At 65.6% G+C, this 16,457-nt stretch carries 16 protein-coding genes; 10 read left to right on the forward strand and 6 right to left on the reverse strand.

Going from position 1 to position 16,457, the window contains the following annotated elements; all coding sequences use genetic code 11:
* Positions 1 to 23 precede the first annotated feature (23 nt).
* Genes ABIG06_RS14235 through ABIG06_RS14255 form a run of 5 tightly spaced genes read left to right on the forward strand, consistent with a single transcriptional unit; the run spans position 24 to position 4,669 of the window.
* Positions 24 to 881, forward strand: a complete 858-nt coding sequence (locus ABIG06_RS14235; RefSeq protein ID WP_370137222.1) for a branched-chain amino acid ABC transporter permease — start codon at positions 24 to 26, stop codon at positions 879 to 881.
* A 4-nt stretch (positions 882 to 885) separates the two neighbouring features.
* On the forward strand, positions 886 to 2,103 hold the full coding sequence (locus ABIG06_RS14240; RefSeq protein ID WP_370137223.1) for a substrate-binding protein: 1,218 nt from the start codon (positions 886 to 888) through the stop codon (positions 2,101 to 2,103).
* A gap of 59 nt (positions 2,104 to 2,162) precedes the next feature.
* Entirely contained in the window at positions 2,163 to 3,260 is a 1,098-nt protein-coding gene (locus tag ABIG06_RS14245; protein ID WP_370137224.1) for a branched-chain amino acid ABC transporter permease, read from the forward strand.
* Positions 3,247 to 3,981, forward strand: coding sequence for an ABC transporter ATP-binding protein (locus ABIG06_RS14250; protein ID WP_319336001.1), 735 nt, complete (start codon positions 3,247 to 3,249; stop codon positions 3,979 to 3,981). Before ABIG06_RS14245 ends, ABIG06_RS14250 begins: the two co-directional genes overlap by 14 nt.
* Positions 3,974 to 4,669 (forward strand): ABC transporter ATP-binding protein, encoded by a 696-nt coding sequence (locus ABIG06_RS14255; protein WP_124162735.1) that lies wholly within the window; start codon positions 3,974 to 3,976, stop codon positions 4,667 to 4,669. The genes ABIG06_RS14250 and ABIG06_RS14255 overlap by 8 nt, the downstream gene beginning before the upstream one ends.
* Before the next feature lie 116 nt (positions 4,670 to 4,785).
* Here ABIG06_RS14255 and ABIG06_RS14260 read toward each other — a convergent pair whose 3' ends face one another.
* The 4 genes from ABIG06_RS14260 to ABIG06_RS14275 form a co-directional block, all read right to left on the reverse strand.
* Entirely contained in the window at positions 4,786 to 6,306 is a 1,521-nt protein-coding gene (locus ABIG06_RS14260; RefSeq protein WP_370137226.1) for a L,D-transpeptidase family protein, read from the reverse strand.
* Positions 6,307 to 6,832: 526 nt separating this feature from the next.
* Positions 6,833 to 7,795, reverse strand: coding sequence for an acetyl-CoA carboxylase carboxyltransferase subunit alpha (locus ABIG06_RS14265; RefSeq protein WP_370137228.1), 963 nt, complete (start codon positions 7,793 to 7,795; stop codon positions 6,833 to 6,835).
* Between the two features lie 341 nt (positions 7,796 to 8,136).
* Entirely contained in the window at positions 8,137 to 9,093 is a 957-nt protein-coding gene (gene xerD, locus ABIG06_RS14270; RefSeq protein ID WP_370137229.1) for a site-specific tyrosine recombinase XerD, read from the reverse strand.
* Between the two features lie 17 nt (positions 9,094 to 9,110).
* Positions 9,111 to 9,257 (reverse strand): hypothetical protein, encoded by a 147-nt coding sequence (locus tag ABIG06_RS14275; RefSeq protein ID WP_035669499.1) that lies wholly within the window; start codon positions 9,255 to 9,257, stop codon positions 9,111 to 9,113.
* Positions 9,258 to 9,429: 172 nt separating this feature from the next.
* Here ABIG06_RS14275 and ABIG06_RS14280 point away from each other — a divergent pair, with 172 nt between their 5' ends.
* The 3 genes from ABIG06_RS14280 to ABIG06_RS14290 all read left to right on the forward strand — a co-directional run bounded on the left by ABIG06_RS14280 (position 9,430) and on the right by ABIG06_RS14290 (position 12,615).
* A complete protein-coding gene (locus ABIG06_RS14280) occupies positions 9,430 to 10,056 on the forward strand; it encodes a shikimate kinase (protein WP_370137230.1) in 627 nt (208 codons plus the stop codon).
* A complete protein-coding gene (gene aroB, locus ABIG06_RS14285) occupies positions 10,053 to 11,195 on the forward strand; it encodes a 3-dehydroquinate synthase (RefSeq protein ID WP_124162739.1) in 1,143 nt (380 codons plus the stop codon). The genes ABIG06_RS14280 and aroB overlap by 4 nt, the downstream gene beginning before the upstream one ends.
* Before the next feature lie 67 nt (positions 11,196 to 11,262).
* Positions 11,263 to 12,615: a hemolysin family protein gene (locus ABIG06_RS14290; RefSeq protein ID WP_370137231.1), complete on the forward strand. Its 1,353-nt coding sequence runs from the start codon at positions 11,263 to 11,265 to the stop codon at positions 12,613 to 12,615.
* A 49-nt stretch (positions 12,616 to 12,664) separates the two neighbouring features.
* On the opposite strand, the gene ABIG06_RS14295 is transcribed toward ABIG06_RS14290, so the two are convergent.
* Complete coding sequence (locus ABIG06_RS14295) at positions 12,665 to 12,934, reverse strand: BolA family protein (protein ID WP_124162741.1); 270 nt, start codon at positions 12,932 to 12,934, stop codon at positions 12,665 to 12,667.
* Between the two features lie 127 nt (positions 12,935 to 13,061).
* Here ABIG06_RS14295 and ABIG06_RS14300 point away from each other — a divergent pair, with 127 nt between their 5' ends.
* Positions 13,062 to 13,694, forward strand: coding sequence for a J domain-containing protein (locus ABIG06_RS14300; RefSeq protein ID WP_124162742.1), 633 nt, complete (start codon positions 13,062 to 13,064; stop codon positions 13,692 to 13,694).
* Positions 13,695 to 13,952: 258 nt separating this feature from the next.
* On the opposite strand, the gene ABIG06_RS14305 is transcribed toward ABIG06_RS14300, so the two are convergent.
* Positions 13,953 to 15,047 (reverse strand): citrate synthase/methylcitrate synthase, encoded by a 1,095-nt coding sequence (locus ABIG06_RS14305; protein WP_370137234.1) that lies wholly within the window; start codon positions 15,045 to 15,047, stop codon positions 13,953 to 13,955.
* A 72-nt stretch (positions 15,048 to 15,119) separates the two neighbouring features.
* On the opposite strand from ABIG06_RS14305, the gene ABIG06_RS14310 reads away from it, so the two are divergent.
* Positions 15,120 to 16,340 (forward strand): citrate/2-methylcitrate synthase, encoded by a 1,221-nt coding sequence (locus tag ABIG06_RS14310; RefSeq protein WP_370137235.1) that lies wholly within the window; start codon positions 15,120 to 15,122, stop codon positions 16,338 to 16,340.
* Positions 16,341 to 16,457: the final 117 nt, after the last annotated feature.

Consider the following 16,457-nt stretch of genomic DNA (forward strand, 5'->3'; position numbering starts at 1 on the left):
TCAACTCGGCGGAAACGCAACGCATGGCTAACGCGTTCGTCGCGGCGTTCGAGATCCTGAGCTTCGCTGCGATCATCGTCTTGATCGTGCTGGGGCTCGGGATCATCGCCAGCATGATGGGGATCTTCAACTTCGCGCAGGGCGAGTTCGTCCTGCTCGGGGCCTACATCACCTATCTCGCCTATGCCAAGGGCCTGCCGATCTGGGCCGGCATGGTCGCGGCGCCGGTCGTCGTCGGCGCGCTCGGCTTCGTGCTGGAAGCGCTGATCATCCGCAGGTTCTACGCCGCGCCCATTGTCGCCATGCTCGGAACCTATGCGCTCGGCCTGATCATCCGCGAATCCGTGCGCGGCCTGATCGGCGGCTTCTATCTCACCGTACCGGAGCCGATCGGCGGCTCGATCGACATCGGCGCCATGCACATCTCGGCATGGCGCTTCACCATCATCGTCATCACGCTCCTTGTGATGGCCGGCTGCTACCTGCTGCTCTCTCGCACCAGCTTCGGCCTGCGCATGCGCGCCACGCTGGAGAACCCGTCGCTGGCGCGCGCCTCCGGCATCTCCACGCCCTTGATGTACGGCGCCACCTTCGCGTTCGGCTCCGCGCTCGCCGGGCTCGCCGGCGCGCTGATCGTGCCGGTGTTCAGCCTCTACGCCGATCTCGGTCTGCGCTTCCTGATCCAGGGCTTTGTCGCGGTCATGGTCGGCGGCGTCGGCTCCTTCATCGGCCCGGTCGCCGGCGCCGGCGTCATCGGCACGCTCAGTGCCGCCTTGCCCTGGGTGATGGCGCCCGTCGTCGCCGACGTCCTCGTCTTCGTGCTCGCCATTGTCTTCATCAAATTCCGCCCGCAGGGTCTCATCGCTGGAAAAGGGGTTTAATCACATGCTTGATCGTACTCAGCTCACGCGACGTCGTTTCCTCTCCAATTTCGCCTTTGCGTCCGGCGCGGTCGCGACCGGCGTCGGCAGCTGGGTGATCCCGGCGCCCTGGGCCAATGCGGCCGAGGCCCCGATCAAGGTCGGCATCGCCACCGACCTCACTGGCCCCATCGCCTATGCCGGCAATGCTGACGCCAACGTCGCCAAGATGGTGATCAAGGAGATCAACGCGGCCGGCGGCCTGCTCGGCCGTCCGCTCGAGCTCTACATCGAGGACACCGCGTCCAACGAATCGGTGGCCGTCGGCAACGTGCGAAAACTGATCCAGCGCGACAAGGTCGACATGGTGCTCGGCGGCATCACCTCGTCGATGCGCAACGCGATCAAGGATCCGATCGTCGCCCGCGGCAAGACGCTCTACATCTATCCCCAGCTCTACGAAGGCAAGGAGTGCACGCCCTACCTGTTCTGCACCGGCCCCACGCCGGCGCAGCAATGCGACGAATTCATCCCCTGGCTGATCAAGAACGGCGGCAAGAAGTTCGCGCTGCCCAGCGCCAACTATGTCTGGCCGCACACGCTCAACGTCTACGCCCGCAAGGTGATCGAATCCAACGGCGGCGAGGTCGTGTTCGAGGAATATTACCCGCTCGACCAGGTCGACTTCTCCTCGACCGTCAACCGCATCATCTCCAACAAGGTCGACGTCGTCTTCAACACCGTCATTCCGCCCGGCGTCGGCCCGTTCTTCAAGCAGCTTTATGAAGCGGGCTTCCTCAAGAACGGCGGGCGGCTCGCCTGCGTCTACTATGATGAGAACACGCTCAACATCAACCAGGCCGCCGAGATCGAGGGCCTCGCAAGCTGCCTCGACTATTTCAAGGTGTTGACCAAGGAAAACCCGTTCGACGCGAAGATCCAGGCCGCGTACGAGAAGGATTTCCCCGGCAACTTCCTGTTCGCCGCCGGCAGTGCTGCCACCGGCACCTATCGCGGCCTGAAGCTGTGGGAAGCCGCCGTCAAGGAAGCGGGCAAGATCGATCGCGAGTCGGTTGCCGCCGCGCTCGACCATGCCAAGATCGCGGAAGGTCCCGGCGGGCCCGCCGAGATGGTGCCGGGCAAGCGACACTGCAAGATGAAGATGTACACCGCCGTCGCGAAGGGCGGAAACTACGAAATCGTCGCCCGCAGCAACGGCCTCGTCGATCCCAAGGAATGCTGATTTTTCACCTCTCCCCGCTGGGGAGAGGTGTCGACCACCACGAAGCGCTTTAACTCGGAATGCTGAAATTCATGGGTGCAGCTAAGCAGGCCGTCCACGCCGACGCCGGGGGCGAGATAGACGTTTCGGTGGTCGAGCGCACTGCGGCAGCAGGACGGGCGACAGCGGAGCGAAAGATCCTGCCGATCGTGGAGGGCGTCGTGCTCGTCGCGGCGCTGCTCGCGCCGCTGGTGCTGCAGGACTATCTCACGGTGTTCGCGACGCGCGTGATCATCCTGGTGCTGTTCGCGCTGTCGTTCGATCTGGTCTGGGGCTATGCCGGCATCATGAGCTTCGGCCAGGCCCTGTTCTTCGGTTCGGCCGGCTACGGCGTCGCGCTGCTCGCGCGCGACCTCGACATCACCAACATCTTCCTCGTGCTGCCGGCGGGCACGCTGATCGGGCTCACCTTCGCGCTCCTGCTCGGCGGCTTCCTGCTGCTGGGACGGCATCCCTCCAGCGTGATCTTCGTGTCGCTGGGCACGCTCACCGGCTCCTACGCCGCCGATCGCCTCGCCCGCGGCTGGTATTATCTCGGCGGCCAGAACGGCATCCCCTCGATCGTGCCGATGTCGCTCGGCGGCTACGACTTCACGGAAGGACCGGCCTTTTATTATCTCGTGCTCGGCATCCTCGTCGTCGTCTACCTGCTCTGCCGCTTCCTGGTGCGCTCGCAGTTCGGCCTCGCGCTCGCCGGCCTGCGCGAGAACGAGCAGCGCATCGCCTTCTTCGGCTACAAGGCGCAGCATCTGAAAGCCATCATCTTCACCATCGGCGGCGCCATCGCAGGCCTCGCCGGCAGCCTCTATGCCTTCCACGAGGGCTTCGTCTGGCCCAACATGGTCGGCGTTGTGGTCTCGACCCAGGTCGTGCTCTACGTGCTGTTCGGCGGCTCCGGCACGTTGATCGGTGCCGTGATCGGCACCGTCATCGTCGAGGGCGTCAGCTTCTGGCTGTCGGACAATTATCGTGACATCTGGCCGATCATCCTGGGCCTCCTGCTGCTGCTCGTGATCCTGTTCCGGCCGCTCGGCCTGATCAGCTTCGTGCTCGGCGAGCGTGAGCGGGTCGGCAGCTTCGGTGCGAAGCCAAAGGAGAAGCGCAATGCCGCTCCTTGAGGCCGCCGGCATCAAGAAGGTCTTCGGCAAGCTCACGGCGCTCGATGGCGCGGCGCTCACCGTCGGCGAGAACGAGTTTCACGGCCTGATCGGCCCGAACGGCTCCGGCAAGAGCACGCTGATGAAGTGCATCGCTGGCGCCGAGGTGCCGACGCAGGGCAAGGTGAGCTTCGTCAACACCGACATCACCGCCTTCACCCCGACCGAGCGCGCCCGCGCCGGCATGAGCCTGAAATTCCAGATCACATCCGTGCTGCCGACGCTGACGCTCTACGACAACATCCTGCTCGCGCTGCAGGCGCAGTGCTCGCTGCTCGACCTCGTGTTCTCGCGCACGCGCGGGCTCCTGCACGATCAGGTCATGACCATGCTGACGCAGTTCCGCCTCGCCGACCGCGCCTTCGATGCGGCCGCGGCGCTGTCGCACGGCCAGCAGCAATGGCTGGAGATCGCGATGGCGCTCGCCGGCAAGCCCAAGCTGCTGCTGCTCGACGAGCCCACCGGCGGTATGAGCCTGGAGGAGCGTCGCGTCACCGGCGAATTGCTGCAGCCGATCAAGCAGCATTGCTCCCTCGTCATCGTCGAGCACGACCTCGATTTCATCCGCGACATCTGCGACCGTCTCACCGTGCTCGACCAGGGCAAGGTGCTGGCGTCGGGCACGGTGTCCGAGATCCAGGCCAACAAATCCGTCCAGGAGATCTATCTGCGCCGTGCCTGAATTTTTGGACATCAAGCATCTCGACGCCGGCTATGGCCGCAGCCAGGTCCTGTTCGACGTCAGCCTCGGCATTCCCTGGCGCGGCGGCGTCGCCGTGCTCGGCCGCAACGGCGCCGGCAAGACCACGCTGATGAAGACCATCGTCGGCGAGCTGCCGGCCTGGAAGGGCGAGGTCGCCTTCGACGGCCGCGACATCAGCCGCCGCGCCACCCAGGAGCGCGTCCGCGCCGGCATCGGCTACGTGCCGCAGGAGCATTCCGTGTTCGCGCGCCTGTCGGTGCGCGACAATCTCGCGGTCGGCTCGCTCGCGAACAAGGATGCCTCCGCGGTCGACCGCGTGCTGACCATCTTCCCGAAGCTCGGCCAGCGGCTCGACCAGCCCGCCGGCACGCTCTCCGGCGGCGAGCGCAAGATGCTCGCGATCGGCCGTGCCATGCTGGGTGATCCGAAACTGCTGCTGCTGGACGAGCCGACCGAGGGCGTCTGGATCGGCGTGATCGAGGAGATCACCGAGCGCCTGATCGATCTCGCCAAGGAGATCGCCGTCATCATCGTCGAGCAGCACCTCGAACTCGCACTGCGCGTCGCCGACTACGCCTACGTGCTCGACCGCGGCAGGGTCGCGCTGCAAGGCGAGGCGGGCGAGGTGCGCAGCAATCCGGAGCTGATGCGGTATCTGGCGCCGTAGAATCGCGCTGTTCGCCTGTGGATGAGGCGCGACACTGTCACCTGCGATCAACTGTCATTCCCGCCTTCGCGGGGAATGACCGCGTCAGGCTGGGATAGGGTGGAGAACGTCTCCGCCTACTTCACAGCCCCAAAGCGGCTGTCGAACGAGTTCGACTGCACCACCGGTGCGGCGCCCATGATCTGCGTCGCTTCGCCCGCGCCGTCCGAGACCGACGGCTTCAGCGCCGGACGCGTCGCGGCAAGGCGCGTATCCGGCTTCGCCGGTTCGGCGGGCTTGGCGGCCACAGTCGGTTTCGGCGCATCCTTCGCACTGTCCTTGGACTTGTCATGCCCCGGCACGAAGCGGGTCACTGCGGCCTTGAGCCTCGATGCTGCCGTGGGCGGCGTCACGGACGTCTGGGCCGGCGCCACGGACGCTGTGGCCTGCGGCGGAGGCGTGGTCGCCGTGGTGTCGGCGGTGCCGAGGCCCATCTTGCGGCCGAGATTTGAGAAGAAGCCGCCTCCCGAGGATTTCTCTTGAGCCTTCTCCGCCGGCGCAGCCGCGGCGACGCGCGTGGTCGCGGGCGCGCTGACGGCGACAACCGGCTCTTCCTGCGTCGCTGGCGCGGATGCGACCGAGTCGAGATTCGGCTTGGGCGGATTGACGTGTCCGGGGATCGTGCCCGGCGCCTTCGCCATGGCCAGCATCTGCAGCGTGGTGCCTTCGGCGCTCTCGGAGAGGCCGGTCGAGCCTTCCGGAATCTTGGCGGCGAACACCTTGTTCATGCCGCCGTCGATGCCGGTGTTCATGCGCGCCACCGGCGTGCCCTTGGCGACGAGCCTGGCGTATTCGGTTTCGTCCTTGGCCTGCTTCCCGCGCACGGCCTCGGCGATCTCCTCGGGGATCACATAGGCCGGGCATTTCGCCGAGGCGTCGAACACCGGATCGCGCTTGGCGTCCGCCGGCTTCGCCGCGTCGAACACGTATTTCTTCTCGCAGAAATCGACCTTCGGCTCCTGCCGCGTCACCTCGAAATGATCATAGCCTTCCTTGATCATCTTCCAGAACGGCATGTTCGGATTGTTCCGGTGCCTCGCCATGTTCATCGGCGTCATCTTGAACGGATAGGCCTGCAGCTGGAACGCCTTCTGGCCGCCGAAGAAGGATTCGCGCCCGAGCGAATAGATCTCCGCGATCTGCTCGTCCGTCATCGCGTAGCAGCCGCGCGAGGAGCAATCGCCATGCACCATCAACTGCGAGCCGGTGCGCCCCAGCGCCTTGTCGAATGCGTTCGGATAGCCCGTGTTGAAGGAGAGGTAATAGGCCGATTGCGGATTCATCTGGCTCGGATTGATCGAGTAGAATCCCTCCGGCGCCTGGCGGTCGCCCTCGCGCACCTTGGGGCCGAGGTCGCCCGACCAGCGGCAGATCGGATAGGTCTTGAGCAGCGCGAACTTGCCCGAGCGGGTCTGCTTCCAGACCTCGAGCTCAGCCTCCTGCTTGAACAGGCGGACCAGGATCGGGGACTGCAGGTCCATGTCCTTCTCGGCCATCGCGGCGATCAGCTTCGGCGGCACCGGCTGGTTGGCCTTGGCGTTGGTCGCGAGCGAGATCTGGTCGCTGTTGCAGCCGGACAGCAGGACGCCGGCCGTCATCAGCGCAACCGAAGCCAAGAGCGCGCGAGCAAGCGAACGAGAAATCAAGATGGACCCCACACCGTGCCGGGCAGCGAGCGCGAACCCCAATTCATCTGGAGCATGATCCGACCGGCAAACCGGACCCGTCATGACGGGCTTTTTCAGCTCACGCTCCAGCGCTTGTGCCCTGAAGCCATTGAGTAAAATTCTAACCTCTGGGTCATGTGGTCGCAACCCGAGCGGGGATCACGAGGGCGTTGGCCCAAAGCTGTGGTCAACAGAGACTTAAACTGGGCCGGAACTTGGACTACACGGCCAAACCGCCACTGAGATCGCCGATTTGGGCAAAAAAAGGGTTAATGCGGGGTTACCGGGGGCTTGCCGCGGGCGGTTTCGTGCCCCGGACGCAGCGCAGCACCTCTTGGCGGTGTACTGCTGAGCCGGGTCCCATGCTGCGGGCGAGCTGTGCGGCCTCTTGGGTCCCCGGCTCTGCGCAGCAGCGTTCCACGCTGCAGCGCGTCCGGGACACGGCAACAAGCCCGAATCAGCCCAGTTTCCGGCCGATATCGAGGAATTTCTGCCGCCGCTGCTTGCGGATGGCCTCGGCGTCGAGGTCCCGGAGCTCGTCGAAGGCCTTGGCGATGGCTTCGCCGGTGGTGGCGATCATGGCGGCGGGGTCGCGATGGGCACCGCCGACCGGCTCCTTCAGGATCTGGTCGATCACCCCGAAGCGGAGCATGTCCTGGGCGGTGATCTTCATGTTGTTGGCGGCTTCCTGCGCCTTGGTGCCGTCGCGCCAGAGGATGGAGGACGCCGCCTCCGGCGAGATCACGCTGTAGATCGCGTGCTCCAGCATCAGGACCTTGTTGGCGGTGGTGATGGCGATGGCGCCGCCCGACATACCCTCGCCGGTGATGATCGCGACGTTCGGCACGGTCAGCGCCAGGCAGGCGTCGGTCGAGCGCGCGATCGCCTCGGCCTGGCCGCGCTCCTCGGCGCCGATGCCGGGATAGGCGCCCGCGGAATCGGCGAGCGACAGCACCGGCAGGCCGAAGCGCTCGGCCATCTCCATCAGCCGCACACATTTGCGATAGCCTTCCGGCCGCGCCATGCCGAAATTGTGCCTGATGCGGCCCTCGGTGGAATCGCCCTTTTCCTGGCCCATCACGCAGATCGGCTCGCCGCGGAAGCGGCCGAAGCCGGCGACCAGCGCCTCGTCCTCGCCGAACTTGCGGTCGCCGGCGAGCGGGGTGAATTCGGTGATCAGGCCCTTGATGAAGTCGTTGAAATGCGGCCGCTGCGGATGCCGCGCGACAAGCGTCTTCTGCCACGGCGTCAGGTTCGCATAGAGGTCGGCCAGCGCCTGCGCCGCCTTGTCCTCGATCCGCCCGATCTCGTCGCTGATGTCGGTGCCGGAGGCAGCGAGCGCCCGCAATTCATCGACCTTGGAGTCGAGCTCGGCGACGGGCTTTTCGAAGTCGAGATAGCTGCGCATCTGGTCTTGCATCAACTCAATATAGGGGGACGGGGCCTTGGAGCGAAGCGAGGTTAGGGTCGCGGAAAGAAGTGTAGCATCTTCAATGGTTTGGCTTGTGCGCTGTATGGCGCCAGCCAAATCAAGCGTGAGGCCCCGGCTCTTTCCGCGCAGATGTGGCGGAAGTCAAGGCGGTTTCATCGTCGTCCCGGTCGACCTCTCGTGTCCCGGACGCGCTGCAGCGCCTTTAGCGCTGCTGCGCGGAGCCGGGACCCAGCAAGCGGCATGGGCCCCCGCTCAGCAGCGCCATAGCGCGTCGAAGACGCGCGTAAACGCGCTTATGTCACGCTGCGCTGCGTCCGGGGCACGAGACCTCACTTCTCCGCCAGCGGGTGCAGGTCGCGCACCAGACTCTTCAGCCGCTCCTCGACCACATGGGTGTAGATCTGGGTCGTGGAGATGTCGGTGTGGCCGAGCAGGGTCTGCAAGATGCGCAAATCGGCACCATTGTGCAGCAGGTGGCTGGCAAAGGCGTGGCGCAGCACGTGCGGCGAGACCAGCCGGGCCTGCAGGCCGGAGGCGATCGCGAGCTCCTTGAGGTCGCGGGCAAAATGCTGGCGCGTCAGATGTCCGCTCTCGCCAAAGGAGGGGAATAGCCATTTCGACGCGGCAACGCTGTTCTTCTTGTCGGCTTTTGCCGCTTCCGTCGCGGCAAGGTAATCCGCCATCGCCTGGCGCGAGGCCTCGTTGAGCGGCACCAGCCGTTCCTTGTTGCCCTTGCCGCGCACCACGATCATGCGGGCGTCGCGCTTGGCTGCCGAGCGCGGCAGCGCCACCAGCTCGGAAACGCGCAAGCCCGTGGCGTAGAGTACCTCGAGCAGGCAGTAGAGCCTTAAAGCCCGCAGTCGCTTCGAGGGCGAGGCATCTTCCGCCTCGCTCAATTCCTTGGCGCGGCGGAGCATGCGGTCGACATCCGCGATCGACAGCACCTTCGGCAGGCCGCGGCCGCGCTTGGGGCCGGACAGGATCGCGGCCGGGTCGTCACCGCGGATGCGCTCGTTGAGCAGGAAGCGGTAGAGGTGTCGCATCGCCGACAGCCTGCGGGCGACGCTGGTGGACTTGAAGCCGCGGGTGTCGAGATCGGCGAGATAGTCGCGCAGCGTTTGCGTCTCCGCATCCGCGAAACTGCGGCCGGCACGGCCCAGGAACTCCGAGAAATCGGTGAGGTCGCGGCGATAGGCGTCGAGCGTATTGGGGCCCGCGCCCTGTTCCGCCGCGAGCATGTCGAGGAACAGGCCGATGAGCCTGGCGTCTGAGGGCTTGATGCGCATGCCCTGGAGGCTAGCTCCTATTTCTTGAGAAACTTATCCGGCGGGATCGTCACCGTCATTTCCCGTGGCTTGGGATTGACGAAATTCGCCAGTGCGAAGACCACGCCATAGACGATGCCGGCGATCACGGCGACGACCGTCAGGAAGCGGAACAGGCTGGGCATCGGCGAGATCTCGAAGAAGGGTCCAGACGGGCAAATTAACCAATGAAATCATCCAACATGTTCGCCGTTTCGTGGCAAGAGTCCTCTGGCGAGGGCTCCCATGGGGTCGTATAGGTGGCCAAAGCATGCCGCCCCCGGCGGCAGTTGGAGCGAGATCCAATCGAGCGAGACAATGTCCGACGCCGCGGTGCCAGCACAAGCGACCCCTGAGGCCGACATCCTGTCGGCGCTCGGCGCGCGCTCGATCGTGCTGGTCGGCATGATGGGAGTGGGCAAGTCCACCATTGGCCGGCGGTTGGCGGCGCGGCTTGGCCTGCGATTTCTCGATGCCGATGTCGAAATCGAGGTGGCCCACGCCGGCATGACCATTCCGGAAATCTTTGCGACCCATGGCGAGCCCTATTTTCGCGACGGCGAGGCCCGGGTGATCGCGCGCCTGCTCGAGGGCGGGCCGATCGTGCTGGCGACCGGCGGCGGCGCCTTCATGCGCGAAGAGACGCGTGCGCGCATCGCGGCGAAAGCCATCTCGGTCTGGCTGAAGGCGGACCACGACGTCATCATGCGCCGCGTGCGCCGCCGTGCCGACCGTCCGTTGCTCCAGACCGCCGATCCCGAGGGAACCGTGACGCGCCTTCTCACCGAACGCGAGCCGGTCTATGCGAATGCCGACCTCACCATCGCCTCGCGCGATGTGCCGCACGACAGAATCGTCGAGGAATGCATCGAGGCGCTGCACGCCCATCTCTGCGGCGGACAGGCCGCCCAACCACCTGCCGACGTTGCGAGTGCCATACGATGACTGCGCCGTTGAAACATTCCGATCCCGTCAAGGTGGATGTCGCGCTCGGCGACCGCGCCTATGACATCGTCATCGGCCGCGGCACGCTGTCTTCGCTTGGCGAACGGGTCGCAGCCTTGCGGCCCGGCGTACGTACGGCTGTCGTCACCGACCGCACCGTTGCAAAGTACTGGCTCGAGCCGGCCGAATCGTCGCTCGCAGCAAGCGGCATTCCGACCTCGCGCATCGTCGTCGAGGAAGGCGAGATCTCCAAGACCTATGCGGGCCTCGAAAAAGTCAGCGAAGCCCTGATCGCCGCCAGGATCGAGCGGAACGATCTCGTCATCGCACTCGGCGGCGGCGTGGTCGGCGATCTCGCCGGCTTTGCCGCGGCGATCCTGCGCCGTGGCGTCGATTTCGTGCAGGTGCCGACCTCGCTGCTGGCGCAGGTCGATTCATCCGTCGGCGGCAAGACCGGCATCAACTCGCCGCAGGGCAAGAACCTGTTAGGAGCCTTCCACCAGCCGGTGCTGGTCATTGCCGATACCGCCGTGCTCGACACGCTGTCGCCGCGCCAGTTCCGCGCCGGCTATGCCGAGGTCGCCAAATACGGCGTGCTCGGCGACGAGGCCTTCTTCACCTGGCTGGAGAAGAACCATTCCGACATCTTCAAGGGCGGCTCGGCGCGCGAGCACGCGATCGCGACCTCCTGCCGCGCCAAGGCGGGCGTCGTCTCGCGCGACGAGCGCGAGACCGGCGAGCGCGCGCTGCTCAATCTCGGGCACACTTTCGGTCATGCGCTGGAAGCGGCGACCGGCTTCTCCGACCGTCTGTTCCACGGCGAGGGCGTTGCGATCGGCATGACGCTGGCGGCGCAGTTCTCGGCCAGGCTCGGCATGATCGGCGAGCTGGACGCGGCGCGCGTCGAACGGCACCTGATTGAAGCCGGCCTGCCGACGCGCTTGCAGGACATCGCCGGTTTTGCGCAGGAAGGACTTGCCGATGCCGATGCGCTGATGGCGCTGATGGCGCAGGACAAGAAGGTCGCGCGCGGCAAGCTCACCTTCATCCTGCTCGAGGCCGTGGGACGCGCGGTGATCGCCAAGGACGTCGAGCCGGCGCTGGTGCGCGATTTCCTGCAGTCGAAACTGTCGCAGTGATGGCGGGACCGTTGAGATCGACCGCCCGCGAAACGGCGGGGAATGCCGAGGCGGTCGCGAGGCAAACATGAGTTCGATCTCGATCAATCTTCTGCTGGCGGTCCTCTTGCTCGCCGCCAACGCGTTTTACGTGGCTGCGGAATTTGCGCTGGTGAAGAGCCGCGGCTTTCGCGTCAAGGCCATGGTCGAGCAAAATCGCTTCGGCGCCCGCCTGCTGCAGACGATGATGGGCAACATCGAATCCTATCTCGCCTGCTGCCAGCTCGGCATCACCATGGCTTCGCTCGGTCTTGGCTGGATCGGTGAGCCGACCGTGTCTGCGCTACTGAGTCCGATCCTCGCTCCGCTCGGATTGCCGGACGCCACGCTGCACTTCACCTCGTTCGTGGCGGGTTTCCTGGTTTTCTCCTCGCTGCACATCATCATCGGCGAGCAGGTGCCGAAAACGCTCGCGATCCGGGAGCCGATGCCGGTGTCGCAGTGGATCGTGTATCCGCTTCATGCCTCCTACCTGGTGTTCTATCCGCTGAGCTGGTGCCTCAACGCGGCCTCGAGCGCGATCCTGCGTCTGATCGGGGTCCAGGAGTTTTCGCAGCACGAAATCCTGACGGATTCCGAGATCGAGGGCCTGGTCGAGGAATCGGCCGTGCACGGCAAGATCGAGAGCGGCGAGGCCGAGTATATTCACAATGTCTTCCGCCTCGGCGAGCTGACGGTGTCCGACGTGATGGTTCATCGCACCGCCATGGTGATGATCAATGCCGACCTGCCGCCGGAGGAACTGGTGCGGGAGGTGCTGGCCACCGAATACACCCGCATTCCACTGTGGCGCGACAAGTCGGAAAACATCATCGGCATTCTGCACGCCAAGGATCTGTTGCGGGCCATCCGCGCGGCGGAGGGCGATACCTCGCGCATCGACGTCACCACGATCATGCTGCCGCCCTGGTTCGTGCCGGAAATGCGGCCGATATCCCAGCAGCTCAAGGCGTTCCGCCGTCGCAAGACCCATTTCGCGCTCGTCGTCGACGAGTATGGCGAGGTTGAAGGCCTCGTGACGCTGGAAGACATTTTGGAGGAGATCGTCGGCGATATTTCCGACGAGCATGACGTGGTGGTCGCCGGCGTGCGCCGTCAGCCCGATGGCTCCGTCGTGGTCGACGGCTCGGTGCCGATCCGCGACCTGAACCGCGCCATGGACTGGCATCTGCCCGACGAAGAGGCAACCACGGTCGCCGGCCTCGTCATTCACGAGGCGCGCTCGATTCCCGACCGCGGCCAGAGCTTCACCTTCCATGGCTTCCGCTTCCGCGTCCTCCGCCGCGAGCGCAACCGCATCACCGCGCTCCGTATTTCACCGGTGCCACGCGAGGCCGAGCTGGAAGGGGCAAAGCCGAGAAGGGCAGGGAAATCGTTTTAGGGCTGCTGACGATGTCGATGCCGCGCTGCATCGCCCCAGAATGACGAGGCTAGCCTTCCCCCGGCGCCTGCGCCTGGATTGCGAGCGCGTGCACGCCGCCGGAGAGTTCCGCGGCGAGCGCCGCATTTATCATGCGATGTCGGTCGATCCGGCTCTTCCCTTTGAAGGAAGCAGACACGATATAAACACGGAAGTGCGTCTCGCCGCCCGGCCGATGGCCGGCGTGCCCCTCATGCAGATGTGACTCGTCGACGACTTGCAGGCTTTCGGGCGTGAAAGCTTCCTGCAACCTGTTGCTGATAGTGTCTTTCATAGCCATGTGTGCCATTAAGGTGCGCGATCGCACCCCGTCAATACCCGGACGTCCAAGGTCATTGCGACCGGGTGCTCAGCGAATTGCAATGTCAAGACTTGAAGGTTTTTGCATTGCGTAGTCATAGTCAGCCATGCCGATCGATTCATCAAAGTTCTTCGACTCCATCCGCGTCAAGCCGCGTGGCAAGCAGCCGGAAGTGAAGCCGCGCGACACCGCGGTCGCCTGCGAGTGGGCGGGCTGCGCCAACAAGGGCTCGCACCGGGCGCCGAAGGGGCGCGAGAACCAGCGCGAGTATTGGCATTTCTGCCTGGACCACGTGCGCGAGTACAACCAGAACTACAATTTCTTCTCGGGCATGAACGCCGACGCCGTCGCGCGCTACCAGAAGGATGCGCTGACCGGCCACCGCCCGACCTGGAAGATGGGCGCCAATGGCGGCAAGAAGGGCGCGGAAGCCGAAATCGACATGGCGTCCGATCCGTTCAGCATGTTCAGCGAGATCAACGGCCGCGCGAGCTGGCGGAAGGGCCCGGACGCCCAGCCGAAGGCCGAGACGCGCAAGGTGATGAACGCCGAGCGCAAGGCGCTCCAGGTCATGGGCCTCGGCCCCAGCGCCACGCTCGCCGACGTCAAGACGAAATACAAGGCGCTGGTCAAGCAGCACCACCCCGACGCCAATGGCGGCGATCGCTCCACCGAAGATCGCCTGATCGAGATCATCAAGGCGTATAATTATCTGAAGACGGTGGTGCGGGAGGCGTAAGGCCTCCTTCGGCATTCCGTTTCTTTCCTTCTTCCCTTGCGGGAGAAGGTGGCGCGAAGCGCCGGATGAGGGCTCTCTCTCCGCGAATTCAAACTGCAAGAGATGAGGACGCGGAGACAACCCCTCACCCGTCTCGCTGCTGCGCCATAGCCGATGCGAAGCATCGGCGTTCTTGAGAACGGCGGCCGAAGGCCGCCTATGCCACCCGCAAGGGGAGAGGGCAGACGCGCAGCGTTCGCCTGACCTCCAGCAGAGACGTCACGCCTTCGGCATCGCCCCCACATACGACGAACTCGGCCGGATCAGCCGTCCCGTTCGCTGCTGCTCGCGCGCGTGTGCGGTCCACCCCGCGGCGCGTGCCACCGCGAAGATCGGCGTGAAGGCCTGCCTTGGAATCGCGAGCGCGTCGAGCAGGATCGCAGTGAAGAACTCCACATTCGTCTCCAGCGGCCGCTCCGGATTCTTCTTGCGCAGCGCTGCGCGGATATAGGCTTCGACCTCGCCGGCGAAGGGCAGGTCGGCGCCGTTGGAAGCCAGCGCCTCGATCGCGGTCTTCAAGACGTCGGCGCGCGGGTCGCGCACGCGATAGACGCGGTGACCGAAGCCCATCAGCCGCTCGCCGCGCGCCAGCGCCGCGTCGACCCACGGCTTGATCCGCTCGCGCGAGCCGATCGCATCCAGCATCTCCAGTACCGGCTCCGGTGCGCCGCCATGCAGGGGACCGGTGAGCGCGCAATAGCCTGCGGTCACGGCGGCGAACAGGTCGGCCTGCGTCGAGGCCACCACACGCGTCGTGAAGGTCGAGGCGTTCATGCCGTGGTCGCAAACCGTGACGAGATACGCATCGAGCGCGGTGACCTCGCGTGTTGCAGGCGCCCGCCCGTGCAGCATGCGCAGCGTGTCGGCGGCGTGGCTCACGCTGGGATCGGGCGCGACCGGCTCGAGCCCCCTGGCGCGGCGGACCAGTGCGCCTGCAATCACCGGAAACGCGCCAACGATGGTCGCTTCGTGTTCGAGCCCGTGCTCGGCGCGAAGTCCGGCAACGGCTGCGCGAAACCCGTCGACGATGCCCATGCCGCGTGTCGCCGGCAACAGCTCGTCCAGCCGCGTGAAGGCGCGCTCGCGCGCCGTGCCGAGGCTTGCCCGCACATTGGCTTCGCTGAGGTTGCTCTTGCTGGCGCCGTTCCAGAGCCGGGCGGTGACGTCCTCGAAGCTCGATTTGGCGGCGAGGCTGCCGACATGTTCGCCGGCGATGATCAGCTCGCCGCGCTCGCCGTCGACATGGCTCAGCACGGTTTCAGCCGCAGGGACGCCGTCCAATCCGATCTGGCTTTTGGTGAGGTGAATGTTCATGGCCTGTCTCCTTTCACGCCAGAAAGGTCGGGCCTCTCGACAGATTGATCAATCTTGATTACATAAATCAATATGAAAAATTCCGATGGGCTGTACCTCTCCGCCCGGGAAGCCGCCGCCGAGCTCGCGATCTCTCCGGCAACCCTCTACGCCTATGTCAGCCGCGGCCTGATCCGCTCCGAGCCGACACCGGATTCGCGCAAGAACCGCTATCGGGCCGAGGACGTGCGCGCGCTGAAGGAGCGCCGCGTGCCGGCACCGGAGCCGCGGGGCTTGCGCAGCTTCGATGCCGACCTGCCGGTGATGGACACGGAGATCTCGACCATCACCGAGGAGGGCGCGATCTATCGCGGCGTCAATTGCGTCGATCTCTCCGAGAGTGACACGCTGGAGCACACGGCGACGCTGCTCTGGGACGTCTCCGGCGTCGATCCGTTCGACCCGGACAACCAGCCGGAGATATCCGAGGAGATGCGCATGATCGCAGCGGCCGCGCGCCGGGCGGCGCCGATCGACCGCGCCATCGCCGTGCTGGCGCTGGCCGCGAGCGCCGATCCCCGCGCCTTCACCCGCGCGCCCGATGGCCGCGCGCTGGTCGGCGCGCGCATCGTCCGCCTGCTGGTCGCGACCATGCTCAACGCCGAGCCCGCGGCCGAGCCGTTGCACCAGCAGATCGCCAGGGCCTGGGCGGCGGACAACAAGCATGCGCCCGAGCTGATCCGCCGCGCGCTGGTTCTGCTCGCCGACCACGAGCTGAACGCCTCGACCTTCACCGCGCGCTGCGCGGCCTCGACCGGCCTCAATCTATACGACTCGGTCGTCGCCGGGCTCGCCGCGTTGAAGGGGCCGAAGCATGGCGGAGCCGGCGTGCTGGCCTCGCAGCTCGTGAAAACGCTGGTTGACCGCGACGTGGAGCCGATGGTGCGCGAGCGCGTCGCGCTCGGCGAGCGCTTTGCCGGCTTCGGTCACGGCGTCTACAAGCGCGGCGATCCCCGCGCGCAGTCGCTGCTGAACGCGCTGTCGCGCGCCGGCGCGCCGCGAAAATTCACCCGCGAGGTGCCGGAACGTATCGCGGAAGCAACCGGCGAGTTCGTCAACATCGACTATGCCCTCGCCGTGCTCGTGCACGCCCTGCGCCTGCCCGCGGGCAGCGAGCTCGCTTTGTTCGCCATGGCCCGCAGCGTCGGCTGGATCGCGCATGCCAGCGAGCAATTGCAGTTCGGCAAGCTGATCCGGCCGCGGGCAAGGTATGTCGGGCCTGCGCCGGGACGGCGGATGGGAGCTGCTGGTTAGAAGCTCGGCTGCCGCGTCGCTCTCTGCTGTCGTCCCAGCGAACGCGGGGATTCATACCGCGTGATCCATCGATGGCGATCGACAGGAGTATCGAACGACTAACCTTCGCCAAACCAC

The sequence above is a fragment of the Bradyrhizobium sp. USDA 326 genome (genome assembly GCF_049739485.1).
In the GTDB taxonomy this organism is placed as follows: Bacteria; Pseudomonadota; Alphaproteobacteria; order Rhizobiales; family Xanthobacteraceae; genus Bradyrhizobium.